Raw genomic sequence first — 15101 nt, forward strand, 5'->3', positions numbered from 1 at the left:
ACGTGGGTTCTCGCGAGGGCGGCGTCAGATGGTGACGCGCAGGATCTCCTCGATGGTGGTGATGCCATCGGCGACCTTCGTCCAGCCGTCGTCACGCAGCGGCACCATCCCCTGGCTGACCGCGATGTCACGCAGTTCGGTTCCGGTCGCGCGACCCACGAGAGCCTGCTCGATCTCGTCGGTCACCGTCATCACCTCATGCAGTGCGACACGGCCCCGGTAGCCGGTGTTCGAGCACGACGTGCAGCCCACGGCTCGATGAGGCGTCGCTGCGTCGATCAAACGCTTCGGCATTCCGACGTTCGCAAGCATCTCGCGGTCTGCTTCCAGTGGCACGCGACAACGCTGGCAGAGCCGGCGTGACAGGCGCTGCGCCACCACGGCGCTCAGCGCGGTGGCGACGAGGAACGGCTCGGTCCCGATCTCTACGAGGCGGGTGAGTGCGCTCGGTGCATCGTTGGTGTGCAGGGTCGAGAGGACCAGGTGACCCGTCAGCGCCGCCTCGACCGAGATCGCAGCGGTCTCGCGATCGCGGATCTCACCGACGAGCACGACGTCGGGGTCAGCACGCAGAATGGAGCGCAGCGCGGTCGCGAACGTCAGCCCTGCCTTGGGGTTGACCTGGATCTGGTTGACGTCGTGCATCCGGTATTCGACGGGGTCTTCGACCGTGATGACGTTCACACGAGGGTTGGCGACGGCCCGCAAGGCGGTATAGAGCGTGGTGGACTTGCCCGATCCGGTCGGGCCGGTGACAAGCACCATCCCGTGCGGTCTGGTGATCGCTTCGGTGAAGCGCTTCTGGTTTCCGTCGGTGAACAGCAGGTCGGTCATCGACATCAGCTGGCTGCTGTTGTCGAGGATGCGCATGACGATCTTCTCGCCCCATACCGTCGGCAGAGTCGCCACGCGAAGGTCGACCGAGCGCCCTTCGTGCAGCACCGAGATGCGGCCGTCCTGAGGGACGCGCTTCTCGGCGATGTCGATCGACGACATGATCTTCAGGCGCGAGATCACGCCGTCTTGAATGCTGCGATCCGCCCGCTGCATCTCGTGCAGCACGCCGTCGATGCGGAACCGCACGGTGAGGCGGTGCTCACCGGGTTCGATGTGGATGTCGCTCGCGCGATCGTTGATGGCCTGAGTGATGAGCAGATTCACGAACCGAACGATCGGCGCATCGGCATCCTGATCGTCGAGGTGCTCGGTGAAGAGCAGATCGGAGCTGCTCGATGACTCGCCGCCGATCTGCTCGGACAGGTCGGTGAGTTCGTCGTCGGAGCGGAGGAACCGTTCGAAGGTCTGCATCAGGGCGTCTTCGGCGACGACCACCGGCACCACCCGCAGGTCGGTGATGCTCGCGATGTCATCGAGCGCGATGATGTCGGTCGGATCGAGCATGCCGACCGTGAGCTGGTCACGCACCAGGCGCAGGGGGATCAGACGATAGCGCCTGCACAGGTTCCCCGGGACGAGCGCGATGACCTCAGGGTCGAACGGGTAATCGGCCAGATCGACGTAACGGTGCCCGGTTGCGATCGAGATCGCCTCAGCGATCTGAGCCTCCGTCACCTGCTTCGCCTGGAGCATGTGCCGAGGGAGATCTGCCCCGTCTCCGACGGTCTCGATCGCCGCGCTGACCTCGTCGGCGCGCGCAGCGCCTGTCAACACCAGGATCTGCCCCAGTCCGCGCACTGCGTACTCCTATTCCGGCTCCCCCAAGCCGCCTTCCGGCCGGAGCCGGTTCCCTGGCTTCATACTAAGCCGAACCACCCCTGCCCGTCGCCCCCGGATTCCGCGGAAACCCGCCCCGAGCCGGCCCCGCCCTCACGCCGTGTGGACCACTGATCCGCCGACGACCGTGCGCACGACCCGCGCCTCCAGCAGCTCCTCCGCGGGCCGCTCGAACACGTCCCGGTCCAGCACGATGAAGTCGGCCAGCAGACCGGCCGCGAGCCGGCCGTAGCGGTTCTCGGCACGGCATGCCCAGGCGGCGTCGCGCGTGGCGTGGATCACAGCATCTGCCAGCGGCAGCCTGTACCGCTCGACGTTCGGCTCGAGGGCCGGATTCAGCGCCGATCGGCGCGTCGCGGCGATGAACATGTTCGGCAGGGGCGCGAAGTGCGAGGTGGGGGAGTCGGTGCCGAACACCAGGGTCGCGCCCTGCTCGGTCATCTCGGGCCAGGGGTATCCGCGGTCGATGCGCTCGTCGCCCAGCATCGCCCGCCAGTTGTCCTGAATCGCGGGGTCGGAGTGCACCGGCTGCATCGACGCCGTGATGCCGAGGGCGGCCAGGCGCTCGATGTCGTCGGGGTCGACGACCTCGAGGTGCTCGATGCGGTGCCGGCGCTCGGCCGGACCGTTCTCGGCGACAGCGCGCTCGATCGCCGTGATCGCGTTCGACACGGCGACATCGCCGATCGCGTGGATCGCCACCTGCAGCCCGGCGGCATCGGCCGCGACCACGACCCTCGTCAGGGCGTCGAGCGACCAGACGGGCTCGGGCAGCGAGCCGTCGGCATACGGCTTTCGCACGGCCGCCGTGCAGCCGTCGACCGTGCCGTCGGAGAGGATCTTCACGCCGATGACCCGCAGCCAGTCGTCGCCCATCGCGCCGGCCAGCTCGGCGGCCCGGCGCACCTGAGCGAGGTCCTTCTCGGCATCGCCTGTGGGGTTCAGCAGCCAGTGCGCCGAGATGCGCGTCGTGAGAGCGCCCGCGGCATACGACCGGCGCATGGTCGCCAGCTGCGCCTCGTCGAGAGCCATGTCGGTCACCGCGGTGACGCCGGTCTCGGCGAAGCCGCGCAGCGCCACCTCGAGCGCGCGATCGGTGTCGGCCTCGGTCTCGAAGCTGTCGAGCGCCGCCCAGGCGAACTGCTGCATGGCCGTCTCGTCGATGACGCCGCTGGCGCGGCCGTCGGCGTCGCGGTGGATGCGACCGCCCACGGGGTCGGCGGTGTCGTCGCCGATACCCACCTCGGCCAGCGCCGCGGTGTTCAGCCACATCGAGTGCAGGTCGAACGCCTGCACGTACACGGGCCGGTCCGGCACGATCTCGTCGAGCATCTGCCGGGTGGGGTGAGTGACCGCGCTCTGCTGCCACCCCTGAGCGCGGATGCGCACGGCATCCGGATCGGCGGCCGCCGCATCGGCGATCGCCGCCTGGACCTGCTCCAGATCGGCCGCGCTCCACAGGTCGACCTGCTGCGCCGCCTCGCCGGTGTGGATCACATGCGAGTGCGCGTCGACGAACCCGGGCAGCACCAGTGCTCCGTCGAGCGGATGCTGCTCGGCATCCGGTCCGGCGATGCGGCTCGCGGTGGCGTCGTCGCCGACGTACTGGATGCGGTCGCCCGCCACGACCATCGCGGTCGCCCACGCCCGCCGATCTGCCGTGAAGATGCGTCCTCCGGTGTACAGCTGCGTCGTCATCGTGCGACCTCTCTGCTCATCGCTGCGTACAGGCCTCCGGCGACGGTCACGCCGACCGGAACCGACAGGTCGATGTAGCCGAGCGCCTCGGCGATCGGACCGGTCCACACGTCGGTCGACAGGCAGAGCGCACTCGCGATGATGCCGACCACGAAGGCGACGATTCCAGGAACACCCCACCCGCCCGAGTACCAGTAGCGTCCGCCCGGCCGGTCGTCGAACAGGTCGAGTCCGTCGTAGCGGTTGCGGCGCAGCACCACGTCGACCACGAAGATCGCCATCACGGGTGCGGCGACCACGATCAGGAACTGCAGGATCAGGTTCACCGCGCTGAGGAACGTCGTCGACAGGGTCAGGTAGATGGTGAGCGCCGTGCCGATCACGCCGACCACGATCGCGGCGGGGATGCGCCGCAGCGGCACGCCGATCGCCTGCAGCGCCATGCTCGAGGTGTACGTCGTCATGCCGTTCAGCGCGACGGTGTTCAGGATCACGCCGAACACGAGCAGGGGTGCGAGGGCGGCGGGCAGCATGCCGAGCATGACGCCCTCGACGCCGAACTGCAGATCTTCCGCGCTCACGGCGGTCGCCATCAGCGCGCCGATCGTGGTGAAGAAGACTCCGGGCACGGCCCCGCCGAGAGCGGTCGCGGCGATGATGCGACCGGGCTCGGTCGAGCGCGGCAGGTACCGCGCCATGTCGGGGCTGTTGATGTACGACAGGGGAGAGGATGCGAGGATCGCGAACCCGATGGATGCCGCAGACCACAGCGCCCCGCCCTGCAGCGGCTCTGCGGCGCGGTACGCCCAGTCGACGTTCGGCAGGATGAACCCGGTCAGCACGAGGAAGATCGCGAGCAGCAGCACGGCGACGTAGGTGTAGGTGCGCAGGATCAGCCCGTGGCCGTAGACCGCGACGAGCACGGTGATCGCGGCGACGACGATCGTCACCACGATGGGTGCGGCGATCGGGGAGTCCCATCCCAGGCGGGCGAGCATGTCGGCGCCGAGGAAGGCGGCGGCCAGCCAGTTGAGCGCGAGGTAGACGGCCGACACCAGCCAGCCCATGAACGCGACCACGATGCGGTTGCCGATGACGCCGTACATCGCGCGCATGATCACCGACCCCGAGGTGCCGGCCGCGGGCCCCGAGATCGCGATGATGCCGGTGAAGATCCACGGCAATGCGCCGGCCACGATCACCAGCAGCGCCTGCCAGAGCTCGAGGCCGAGCACGATGAGCGTCGCGCCGACGGTGAAGTTGAGCACGCTGACGTTGGGAGCGGCCCAGACGAAGAACAGGTCGCGGGGTCGGCCGTGGCGCTCGGCATCGCCGATGAGCTCGATGCCGCGGGTCTCGGGGTGGGTGGCGGAAGCCGCGTCTGCCGCAGCGTCGCTCGCGGGGGTCAGGGACATGGGTGCCTCTCAGCGGTCTGGGACGTCGTCGTCCTGGGCGATCCTTATTGATCGGGTAACCAATAGCGCTGTTGGTCACTTATCCAATAACATGGGCAGGGTGATGTCAAGCCCCGCTTCATACACGCGGAAACCACCCGGCCAGCGCCGCGAGGAGATCCTCGCCGCGGCCGCCGGGATCGCCCTCGACGACGGACTCGAGCGCATCACCGTGCGTGCCGTCGCCGAGCGGATCGGCGTGCGACCAGGGCTCATCTCGCACTACTTCCCTGCGGTGCAGGACCTCATGGTCGCCGCCTTCGAGCGCGCCGCGTCGAGCGAGCGCACCGAGGTGCTGCTCGGCGAGGGCACCCCCACCGAGAGGATGGCGCGGTTCGTCGCCTTCTTCGCGTCAGAGGCATCCGTCCCGCTCTCGCGCCTGTGGCTGAACGCCCGCCACCTCTCGCGCTTCACCCCGGCGCTCGCCGCCGCGATCGCCGAGCAGGAGGCCGCGTACCTCGAGCGCATCACCGAGATGGTCGCGTCGGGACTGTCGCGTGGAGAGTTCCGGACTCCGGATGCCGGTGCCGCGGCCGTGCGCATCCTGATGGCCGTCGATGCGACGACCACCTACGTCAACGATCCGCCCGGCCCCGAGCGCTTCGGCTACTCGAGCTTCGTCGCCGACGTCGCCGCGTGGACCCTCGGGCTGCCGGAGGGCGCGCTCGGGTAAGACCGCGCCCTCGGCGTGGTGCTCTCGCCTCAGGCATCCACCTTCGCGGTGCGCACGACACCGGTCGGAAGATCCTCTGCCTCGTCGAAGGCGACCTCGGGCGTCGGGCGGCGGAAGCCGCGGGTCAGCCACAGCAGATACAGCGCGCCGACGCCCGCCCAGATCAGGCCGACCGTCATGGCCATCTGGTCGAGGCTCAGCCACAGCCAGAGGTTGATGACGAAGCCGATGCCCGGCACCACGGTCCAGGCGAGCACCGAACCGCGCGTGCTCTCGTCACCGCGGTGACGCCACCAGAACGCGATCACCGACAGGTTGACGAAGGCGAATGCGGTGAAGGCGCCGAAGTTGATCAGCGACGTCGCCGCGTTCAGGTCGAGCTTCAGCGCGGTCAGCGCGATCGCGCCGACGACGACGATGTTGATCACGGGAGTGCCCAGGCGCGGGTGCACGTAGCCGAACACCTTCCGCGGGATGATGCCGTCGCGGCCCATCGCGAACAGCAGACGGGAGGCGCTGAGCTGCGACGCGAGGCCCGACGAGAGCACCGACACGGTCGCCCCGGCGAGGAAGAACGTCTGGAACACGATGCCGCCGATGAACAGCGCGATGTACGGCGAGGCGCCCTCGATGTCGGGCGTGATCGCCGCGAGCGCGTCGAGGTCGGGCACGAGGGTCTGCATCACGTAGGTGATCGTGACGAAGAAGGCGGCACCCAGGGCGGCGATCCACATGATGGCGCGCGGCACGGTGCGCCGGGGGTCGACCGTCTCTTCAGACAGCGTGGTGACCGCGTCGAAGCCGAGGAAGGCGAGGGCCAGCACGGCGGCGCCTCCGACCAGGCTCGCGAGGTCTGCGCTCATCGAGTAGAACGGCGCGAAGGTGAACGCGAGCGCGTTGTCGCTGGTGATCGCTCCGATCGTGAGCACGAGGAACACGACGGCGAGCAGCGCCTGGAAGACGACCATGACCATGTTCGCGACCGCGCTGATGCGCACGCCGATGATGTTCAGCGCCGTGATGATCACGATGAGCCCGACGATCCACACCCACTCGGGCACGTCGGGGAACGACGCCGACAGGTAGATGCCCGCCAGCAGCGCGTTGATCATCGGCAGGAACAGGTAGTCGAGCAGCGCCACCCAGCCGACCATGAATCCGACGGGTGCGCCGATCGTGCGGCGTGTGTAGGTGTACGCCGAGCCTGCAGACGGGTAGACGCGCACCATCTTCGCGTAGCTGAACGCGGTGAACAGCACCGCGATCGTGATGATGATGTACGACATGGGCACGTGGCCCTTGGTGGCCTCCGAGACGATGCCGAAGGTGTCGAACACGGCGAACGGCGACATGTACGCCAGGCCGATGAAGACGACGTGACGCTGCTTGAGGCTGCGGTGCAGACTCGGTGCGCCTGGGGCGGTGGTGGTGGTCATGGGTTACCTCTCTGTAAACCAGCGATGAGCGCGCGTCAGTCGGCGTCGCGAAGCCGTGGCGTGCGCGGGGGAGGGGTGCGGCGGTCGCCGGTGTTCTCGAAGGCGAGGCCGAGGGCGAGCAGCGCGGTGTCGTCGTAGGCGCGGCCGGCGAAGGTCAGGCCCACCGGCATGCCGATGTCGGCCATGGTTCCCATCGGCACGGTGACCGTCGGGATGCCCAGGTGCCGCGGTACCAGATTGCCGTTGGCGACCCACACGCCGTTGCGCCAGCCGGCCTCGGCCGACTCGGGATCCACATCCATGTCGGCGCGGCCGATGTCGGCCATGGCGGGGAAGGCGACGGCGTCGAGGCCCAGCCCGTCCATCCACTGCTCGAGGTCGACGCGCCGGGTCTCTTCGAGCCCGCGCACGCCCTCTTCGAGATGCGGGATGTCGGTGAAGCTCGCGTACGGATGCGCCTCGACCTGGGCCGGGTAGGTCGCGATGTCGTCGTCGAAGCCGTCGTACCGGTCGGGGAGGGCGCCCTCGGGGGTCGGGAAGATGGTCGCACCGTCGACGCCGACGAGCGTGTCGAGGTTCGGGTCGCCGTTCGCGGCGAGGAAGTCGTCCCACGCCCACGCCGACAGGTCGACGATCTCGCTCTTCAGAAACTCGGGGCTCACCAGCCCCCGGGTGGCGATGGTCGGAGCGCCGGCGCGGTCGCCCTCGTAGTTCGTGACCGCGGGGAAGTCGACCTCGACGACCTCGGCTCCGGCTGCCTCGAGATCGCGACGCGCCTGCTGCCACAGCTCGATGACCGACTCGCGGGTCTCGACCTTCTGGCCGGTCGGCCCGCCGATGGTGGTGCCGGTGCCGGCATCCGGATCGGCGTTGATGTACATCTTCGGGATGCCGATGCGCAGGCCGCGCAGGTTCGCCGGGGCGACCGCGGGGTACGACGCCGGCCGAACCTCCGAAGCGGCCGGGATGCCCACCCACGGCTGCGCGCGCCAGAAGTCGCCGCGCACGTCGGCGTCGTCGGCGACGATCACGTCGAGCACCTCGAGCAGGTCGGCCATCGTGCGGGTGTGCGGCACGACGACGTCCATGGTGGGCACGAGAGGCCAGTTGCCGCGCACCGAGATCACTCCGCGGCTGGGGGTATAGGCGACGAGCGCGTTGCACGACGCGGGGGCCCGGCCGCTCGACCAGGTCTCCTCTCCGAGGCCGAAGGCGCCGAAGCTCGCCGCCGTCGCGGTGCCCGAGCCGTTCGACGAGCCCGAGCCGAACGCGCTCGTCAGCCACTCGGCGCTGTACGGGCTCTCTGCTCTGCCGTAGACGCCGCGCTGCATGCCGCCGTTCGCCATCGGGGGCATGTTCGTCAGACCCAGGCAGATCGCCCCGCCCGCACGCAGCCGCTCGATCGTGAACGCGTCGCGCTGCGCGACGAGGTCGGCGAACGCGGGCGAGCCGGCCGCAGCCGTGAGCCCGGTCACGAGGTAGCTGTCCTTCGCCGTGTACGGGATGCCGTCGAGCGGCCCCCGCGTCTCGCCTGCGGCGCGGCGGGCGTCGGAGGCCGCGGCCTCGGCCAGGGCATCCGGATTCCGCACGACGACCGCGTTCAGCGCGGTCTCGGTGTCGGGGCCGTCGTAGGCGTCGATGCGGGCGAGGTAGGCCCGCACGAGCTCGACGCTCGTCGTCTCACCCGACTCGAGGGCCGCGCGCAGCTCGGCGATCGAGCGCTCGTAGACGTCGAACATCAGTTGCTCCCCTCGAGGCGCGGCTGCTGCTGGGTGATGCAGTGGATGCCGCCGCCGCGCGCGAAGATCGGGCGGGCGTCGACGGTCACAGCACGACGGCCGTAGGCCTCTTCGAGGATCTCCCTGGCACGGGCATCCGCCTTCTCGTCGCCGAAGCCGCACACGACCACGCCGTCGTTGACGACGAGGTGGTTGATGTAGCTCCAGTCGACGAAGCCCTCGTCGTCGCGCAGCTCGGCCGGGGCTGGCACGTCGATGACCTCGAGGGTGCGGCCGGCGGCATCCGTCTGCTGCTGCAGCAGCTGCTTGAGGTCGCGGGTGACCTCGTGGTCGGGGTGCGCGGGGTCGTCCTGCCGGTGCAGCAGCACGCGACCGGGGCCGGCGAAGGCGGCGACGATGTCGACGTGCCCGTTGGTGCCGAACTCGTCGTAGTCGCGCGTGAGGCCGCGGGGCAGCCAGATCGCCTTCTCGGCGCCGAGGGTGCGCAGCATCTCGGCCTCGACGCGGGCCTTGTCGGCGTACGGATTGCGGTTGGGGTCGAGCTGCACGGTCTCGGTGAGCAGCACGGTGCCCTCGCCGTCGACGTGGATGCCACCGCCCTCGTTCACCAGCACCGAGCTGACGAGCTCGGCGCCGACCCGATCGGCGACGATGCGGGCGATTCCGGCCGACACCTGCCACTCGGCCCAGGCCGGGGCGCCCCAGCCGTTGAAGATCCAGTCGACCGCGCCCAGCACGCCGGGGCGCTCGTCGTCGACGACGAAGGTGGGGCCGAAGTCGCGCATCCAGAACTCGTCGAGGGGCGACTCGACGATCTCGACGTCCGATCCGAGCATGCGCTTCGCGCGGTCGATCTCGGTCGGGTCGACGACCATGGTGACGGGCTCGAACTCGGCGATCGCGAGCGCCGTGTCGGTCCAGGAGCGGTACGCCGTCTCCTGCCACTCGGCGCCGTCGCCCAGGGTGACGCCGGCGCGGGGGAACGCCATCCAGGTGCGGTCGTGCTGTGCGCCTTCGTGCGGCATCCGCCAGCTCATGTGGTCTCCTTTGCCCGGGCTTTCTATTGATCTAGCGATCAATAGAGGATGTTCCTACACTGGAGGCACCATGTCAACACCCGCCACCCGCACTCGCACGCGCAAGAGCCCGCAGCAGCGATCCGCCGAGATCCACGACGCCGCGCTGGCCGTCGCGCGAGAAGACGGGCTGTCGGCGCTCACCCTGCGCGCCGTGGCAGCGCGAGCCGGCGTCGCATCCGGACTCGTCGCGCACTACGTCGAGAGCATGGACGAGCTGCTCGTGCGCACCTTCCGCGAGCTCGTCAGCGCCGAGCTCGACGAGGTGCGAGCAGAGGTCTCTCTCGCGGACTCACCGCCCGCCCGCGTCGCCCGCATGATCGAGACCGTGCTCGACAGCGGCCACAACGACGTCACCCTGATCTGGGTCGACGCCTGGTCTCTCGGCCGTGGCAGCGCCGCGCTCGCCGAGGCCATCGAAGAGCAGATGGACGCCTGGCAGTCGTTCATCGCCGGAGTGATCGACGAGGGCAGGGATGCCCGGCTCTTCACCACCGAGGACCCCCTGGCCGTCGGATGGCAGATCCTCGCCATGATCGACGGCATCGCCGCGCACGCCCTCACCCGCCGCACCGACGGCGCCGCGTTCGCCGAGCGCCTGGCTCAGGCGTGCGAGACGCTCGTGGGCGCGCGGGCCGGGACCATTGTGGCCGAACTCAGCCCGCGGGGCTGAGCGGTCCGGCATCCGAGCGCGACGTCGTCGGCGCCGCATAGGCTGAGGGCATGACTGACGTTCTGCCCTCCGGCCTTGCCATCAGCGAGTTCAGCTCCGACATCCGTCCGCAGGACGACCTCTACCGCCACGTCAACGGCGCGTGGCTCGAGGCCGCCGAGATCCCCGCAGACAAGGCGCGCTGGGGCTCATTCCACATGCTCGCCGAGCAGGCCGAGAAAGACGTCCGCGAGATCATCGTCGAGTCGCAGGACGCGGCAGCAGGCACCCTCGAGCGCAAGGTCGGCGACCTGTTCCGCAGCTTCATGGACACCGAGCGCATCGCCGAGATCGGCCTCGCGCCGCTGAAGGCCGAGCTCGCCAAGGTCGACGCGATCGACAGCATCCCGTCGTTCCTGCAGACCGTCGGCACGCTCGACCGCGACGGCATCGCCGCGCTGATCGGCGTCTTCATCGAGCCCGACCCCGGCAACCCCGAGCGCTACGTGCCGTTCGCCGTGCAGGCCGGTCTCTCGCTGCCCGACGAGAGCTACTACCGTCTCGAGAGCTTCGAGGGCACCCGCGCCGCGTACCGTGCGCACCTCGAGCGCATCCTCGCCCTCGCCGCGATCGACGACCCGGCGGGTCAGGCCGACCGCGCCTTCGGCCTCGAGCACGACATCGCCGGCCACCACTGGGACAACGTCGCCTCGCGCGACGCCGTCAAGACCTACAACCTGCAGTCGTGGGATGAGTTCCAGGCGCTCGTCGGCGTCGACCTCGCGCCGTGGCGCGATGCTGTGGCCGTCGCCAACCCGAGCGCTTTCGACGAGCTCGTCGTCTACCAGCCCAGCTTCTTCGAGGGGCTCGGCGCCCTGCTGATCGACGAGCGCCTCGACGACTGGAAGGCGTGGCTGCGCGCCAAGGTCGTGCACGGCATGGCCGCCTACCTCACCGACGACTTCATCGACGAGAACTTCTCGTTCTACGGCACCGAGCTCACCGGCACCCCGTCGATCCGCGAGCGCTGGAAGCGCGGCGTCTCGCTCGTCGAGGGCTCGCTCGGCGACGCCGTCGGCAGGATCTACGTCGAGCGCCACTTCCCGGCGGAGTCGAAGGCCGCCATGGACGAGCTCGTCGCGAACCTCATCGAGGCGTACCGCCAGAGCATCCGGAAGCTCGACTGGATGAGCCCCGAGACGCGAGAGAAGGCGCTCGCCAAGCTCGACACCTTCCGTCCGAAGATCGGCCACCCCGACGTGTGGCGCGACTACGACGGCGTCGAGATCGACCCGGCCGACCTCGTCGGCAACGCCCGGCGCGCGACGGTGTTCGAGCACGACCGTCAGGTCAAGAAGGTCGGCGGACCCATCGACCGCGACGAATGGCACATGCCGCCGCAGATGGTCAACGCGTACTACAACCCGCTGATGAATGAGATCGTCTTCCCCGCGGCGATCCTGCAGTACCCGTTCTTCGACGCCGGCCGCGACGCGGCAGCCAACTACGGCGGCATCGGCGCGGTGATCGGCCACGAGATCGGTCACGGCTTCGACGACCAGGGCAGCCGGTACGACGGCGACGGCCGCCTGCAGGACTGGTGGACGGATGCTGATCGCGCGGCGTTCGACGAGCGCACCAAGGCGCTCATCGAGCAGTACGACGTGCTCGTGCCGCTCGGCCTCGGCGACGAGAACACCGTGAACGGCGCGCTGACGATCGGCGAGAACATCGGCGACCTCGGCGGACTCGGCATCGCCCTGAAGGCGTACGAGCTGTCGCTCGACGGCGCCGAGGCGCCGGTGATCGACGGCTACACGGGCGTGCAGCGCCTGCTGCTGTCGTGGGCCCAGGTGTGGCAGCAGAAGAGCCGCGACGCCGAGACGATCCGCCTGCTCACGATCGACCCGCACTCGCCCAACGAGTTCCGCTGCAACCAGATCCTCAGCAACATCGACGCCTTCTACGAGGCGTTCGACGTGAACGAGGGCGACCGACTGCACCTGCCGAAGGAGCAGCGGGTCACGATCTGGTGAGGCCGGGTTACCGGGCGCAGGTGGCGCGACTATGCTGACCTACGCGTACGGGGGATCGGCTGGAGGGGTCTGATCTTCACGGGCGCTGCTTCCACCACTCCTGTTAGGACTCTGCGCGTGGTTCCGTCCTCCGCTCCCGGCTCCGAGCCCGCATCGGGCGCGCCCGCGATCCGTCGCCGTGCGCCCCGCGGCGGGCGCCGCGTTCCGCGCCGGGCGGCGGTCGACCGCCGGTCGTTCGCCCCCAGTCTGCACCGGCTCGAAGAGCTGGCGCAGAGCGGTGCGCAGGTCTCGGTGCACGTCGCCGAGCTCGACTCGGGGTGCGTCGTGCTCTCGGGAGACGATCACGTTCCCCTGCCGATCGCCGGTCTCGGGGTCGTTCCCGTGCTGGTCGAGGCGGCGGCTGGCTTCGAATCGCGCACGCTCGACCCGCTGCGCATCGTCGACCGTCCCGACGACTCGCTGGTCACTCGCGCCGGCCTGTGGCGTCACCTGCGCGCGCCGGCGCTGCCGCTCATCGACCTCGCCGTGCTCGCCGCCGCTGCGGGCGACCCGAACGCCGCGAACGTGCTTCTCGACGCCGTGGGTCACGATCAGGTGCGTGCGCGCATGGTGTCTCTGGGGATGCCGCGCAGCGCGGTGCTCGACCGATTCCGTGACAGGCGCGGCCCCGACGACGCTCCGCACGTCGCGGTCGGCACGACCCGCGAGTTCGCGAGGCTGTTCGCCGCCCTCGTCGACTCGAAGGCCGTCGATGCGGCCGTCAGCGCGCAGGTCGCCGAGTGGCTCAGCCTCAACCACGACCTCAGCCTCGTCGCGTCGGCCACGGGGCTCGACCCGTTCGAGCACGACAACGACGCGCACCGGCTGCTGTTCGTCAACAAGACCGGACGCGACCGCGGCGTGCGTGCTGAGGCGGGAGTGCTCGTCGGTCCCCGCGCCGGCGTCGCCTACGCCCTGACCGTGTGCTTCGACGACCTGTCGATCAGCCACCGTCTGCGCGCCCACGACGCCTTCCGCGTGCTCGGCACCGACCTCATGGAGTACACGCACTAGAGCGCGACGGCGCGGGGGCCGGCGACGCGCGGTCAGCCGGGGAGTGCCGGATGCGCCTCGGCGGCCGGATGCCGGGGGATCAGGAACGTCAGCGCGAAGCCGACGACCCCAGCGACGATCGACAGCCAGAAGCACACCTCGAACGCATCGCGCGTCGGGATCGCGCGCCCGCCGACCTCGATGCTCATCGCGGCCAGCACACCGCCCATGACCGCTGATGCGGTCGAGGTGCCGACCGAGCGGAACAGCGCGTTCAGGCCGTTCGAGGCTCCCGTCTCGTGCGCGGGCACGGCCCGCATGATGATCATCGGCATGGCGGCGAACGCGAACCCGATGCCGATTCCGATCAGCACGCTGGTGACGACGAAGTGCCACACCTCGGTCGACCAGATCAGCACGAACGCATACGCGAGCACGATCGCCGCCGTGCCGACCGTGAACAGCGGGCGCGGGCCCACAGTGCGCTCGAGCCAACCAGACAGCGGCGAGATGATCATCATCATGACGCCCGAGATGGCGACGATCATGGCCGCGGCGAACATGTCGAGGCCGAGCCCCGAACCCGTCTCGCGGGGCAGTTCGAGCATCTGCGGAAAGGTCACGTTCGACGAGAACAGGGCGAAGCCCATGCCGATTGCGGCGATGTTCGTGAAGAGCACGGCCGGGCGCGCGGCGACGCGCAGGTCGAGCAGCGGCTCCTTCGCCCTGAGCTGGTACCAGCCCCAGACGCCCAGCACGGCGAGCCCGCCGATCAGGCACGTCAGGCCGAAGGGCGAGGTCCAGCCCCATTCGGCCCCCCGCGACACGTACAGCAGCAGTCCGGTGAGTCCCGCGGCGAGGCCGAGCGCGCCGACGACGTCGAGCCGCCCGGGAGCGAGCAGCACGTCATCCGGAACCACCAGCAGAACCAGCACGAGGCCGATCACGCCCAGACCGGCGGCGAGCCAGAACAGCCCGTGCCAGTCGGCGTTCTCGGCGACGAACGCGGCGACGGGCATGCCGACCGCTCCGCCGACGCCCATCGTCGCGCTCATCAGCGCGACCGCCGTGCCGAGGCGCTCGGGCGGCAGCACGTCGCGCATGATCGCGATGCCCAGCGGAACGACGCCGGTCGTCGCGCCCTGCAGGGCACGACCGATGATCACGCCGATGATCGACGACGACAGCGCCGCGACAATCGAGCCGACCGCGAGCAGGGCGAGCAGGGCGATCACGACGCGGCGCTTGCCGTACATGTCGCCGAGGCGCCCCGAGATCGGAGTCGCCACGGCGGCCACGAGCAGCGTGATCGTCACGACCCAGCTGGTGTCTTCGCGCGAGGCGTTCAGCAGCCGCGGAAGCTCGGCCTGCAGCGGCACGACCAGCGTGAACATGAACGCCGAGCAGAGCCCGACGAACGCCAGCACCGCGATGATCGCTGCACGGGAGGGGGTGCGGGAGAGCCGCTTCCTCGCTCTGTCATCCGCATTGCCCACCGAACGAGGCTACCGGTGCCCCGAGGGGCACCGGCGCGATCGCCCGAGATCCAGCAGCGCGGCCATGATCCGGAT

General features: G+C 69.7%; 11 protein-coding genes. 4 read left to right on the plus strand and 7 right to left on the minus strand.

The window, feature by feature from the left end:
• Window positions 1–24: 24 nt before the first annotated feature.
• The 3 genes from AB0N59_RS05275 to AB0N59_RS05285 form a co-directional block, all read right to left on the minus strand.
• Window positions 25–1695, minus strand: coding sequence for an ATPase, T2SS/T4P/T4SS family (locus AB0N59_RS05275; protein WP_363479749.1), 1671 nt, complete (start codon window positions 1693–1695; stop codon window positions 25–27).
• Window positions 1696–1827: 132 nt separating this feature from the next.
• Window positions 1828–3432: an amidohydrolase gene (locus AB0N59_RS05280; protein ID WP_363479752.1), complete on the minus strand. Its 1605-nt coding sequence runs from the start codon at window positions 3430–3432 to the stop codon at window positions 1828–1830.
• Window positions 3429–4847 carry a cytosine permease gene (locus AB0N59_RS05285; protein WP_363479755.1) on the minus strand — a complete coding sequence of 473 codons (1419 nt, stop codon included), beginning with the start codon at window positions 4845–4847 and terminating at the stop codon, window positions 3429–3431. Before AB0N59_RS05285 ends, AB0N59_RS05280 begins: the two co-directional genes overlap by 4 nt.
• A gap of 103 nt (window positions 4848–4950) precedes the next feature.
• Between AB0N59_RS05285 and AB0N59_RS05290 the strand changes: the two genes are divergently transcribed.
• A complete protein-coding gene (locus AB0N59_RS05290; RefSeq protein WP_363481213.1) occupies window positions 4951–5559 on the plus strand; it encodes a TetR/AcrR family transcriptional regulator in 609 nt (202 codons plus the stop codon).
• A gap of 29 nt (window positions 5560–5588) precedes the next feature.
• On the opposite strand, the gene AB0N59_RS05295 is transcribed toward AB0N59_RS05290, so the two are convergent.
• From AB0N59_RS05295 to AB0N59_RS05305, 3 genes are read right to left on the minus strand one after another with little or no spacing between them, the layout of a single operon-like run.
• Window positions 5589–6995 carry an APC family permease gene (locus tag AB0N59_RS05295; protein WP_363479758.1) on the minus strand — a complete coding sequence of 469 codons (1407 nt, stop codon included), beginning with the start codon at window positions 6993–6995 and terminating at the stop codon, window positions 5589–5591.
• A gap of 35 nt (window positions 6996–7030) precedes the next feature.
• A complete protein-coding gene (locus AB0N59_RS05300) occupies window positions 7031–8734 on the minus strand; it encodes an amidase (RefSeq protein WP_363479762.1) in 1704 nt (567 codons plus the stop codon).
• A complete protein-coding gene (locus AB0N59_RS05305) occupies window positions 8734–9771 on the minus strand; it encodes an agmatine deiminase family protein (protein WP_363479765.1) in 1038 nt (345 codons plus the stop codon). The genes AB0N59_RS05300 and AB0N59_RS05305 overlap by 1 nt, the downstream gene beginning before the upstream one ends.
• A 70-nt stretch (window positions 9772–9841) precedes the next feature.
• Between AB0N59_RS05305 and AB0N59_RS05310 the strand changes: the two genes are divergently transcribed.
• The 3 genes from AB0N59_RS05310 (at window position 9842) to AB0N59_RS05320 (ending at window position 13551) form a co-directional block, all read left to right on the plus strand.
• Window positions 9842–10483: a TetR family transcriptional regulator C-terminal domain-containing protein gene (locus AB0N59_RS05310; RefSeq protein ID WP_363479768.1), complete on the plus strand. Its 642-nt coding sequence runs from the start codon at window positions 9842–9844 to the stop codon at window positions 10481–10483.
• Between the two features lie 50 nt (window positions 10484–10533).
• Complete coding sequence (locus AB0N59_RS05315; RefSeq protein WP_363479771.1) at window positions 10534–12498, plus strand: M13-type metalloendopeptidase; 1965 nt, start codon at window positions 10534–10536, stop codon at window positions 12496–12498.
• Between the two features lie 117 nt (window positions 12499–12615).
• Complete coding sequence (locus AB0N59_RS05320; protein ID WP_363479774.1) at window positions 12616–13551, plus strand: serine hydrolase; 936 nt, start codon at window positions 12616–12618, stop codon at window positions 13549–13551.
• Window positions 13552–13583: 32 nt separating this feature from the next.
• Here the strand turns inward: AB0N59_RS05320 and AB0N59_RS05325 are convergent, their stop codons facing one another.
• Complete coding sequence (locus AB0N59_RS05325) at window positions 13584–15026, minus strand: MFS transporter (RefSeq protein WP_363479777.1); 1443 nt, start codon at window positions 15024–15026, stop codon at window positions 13584–13586.
• Window positions 15027–15101 lie beyond the last annotated feature (75 nt).

Source organism: Microbacterium sp. NPDC089321, assembly GCF_040684935.1.
Lineage (GTDB): Bacteria > Actinomycetota > Actinomycetes > Actinomycetales > Microbacteriaceae > Microbacterium.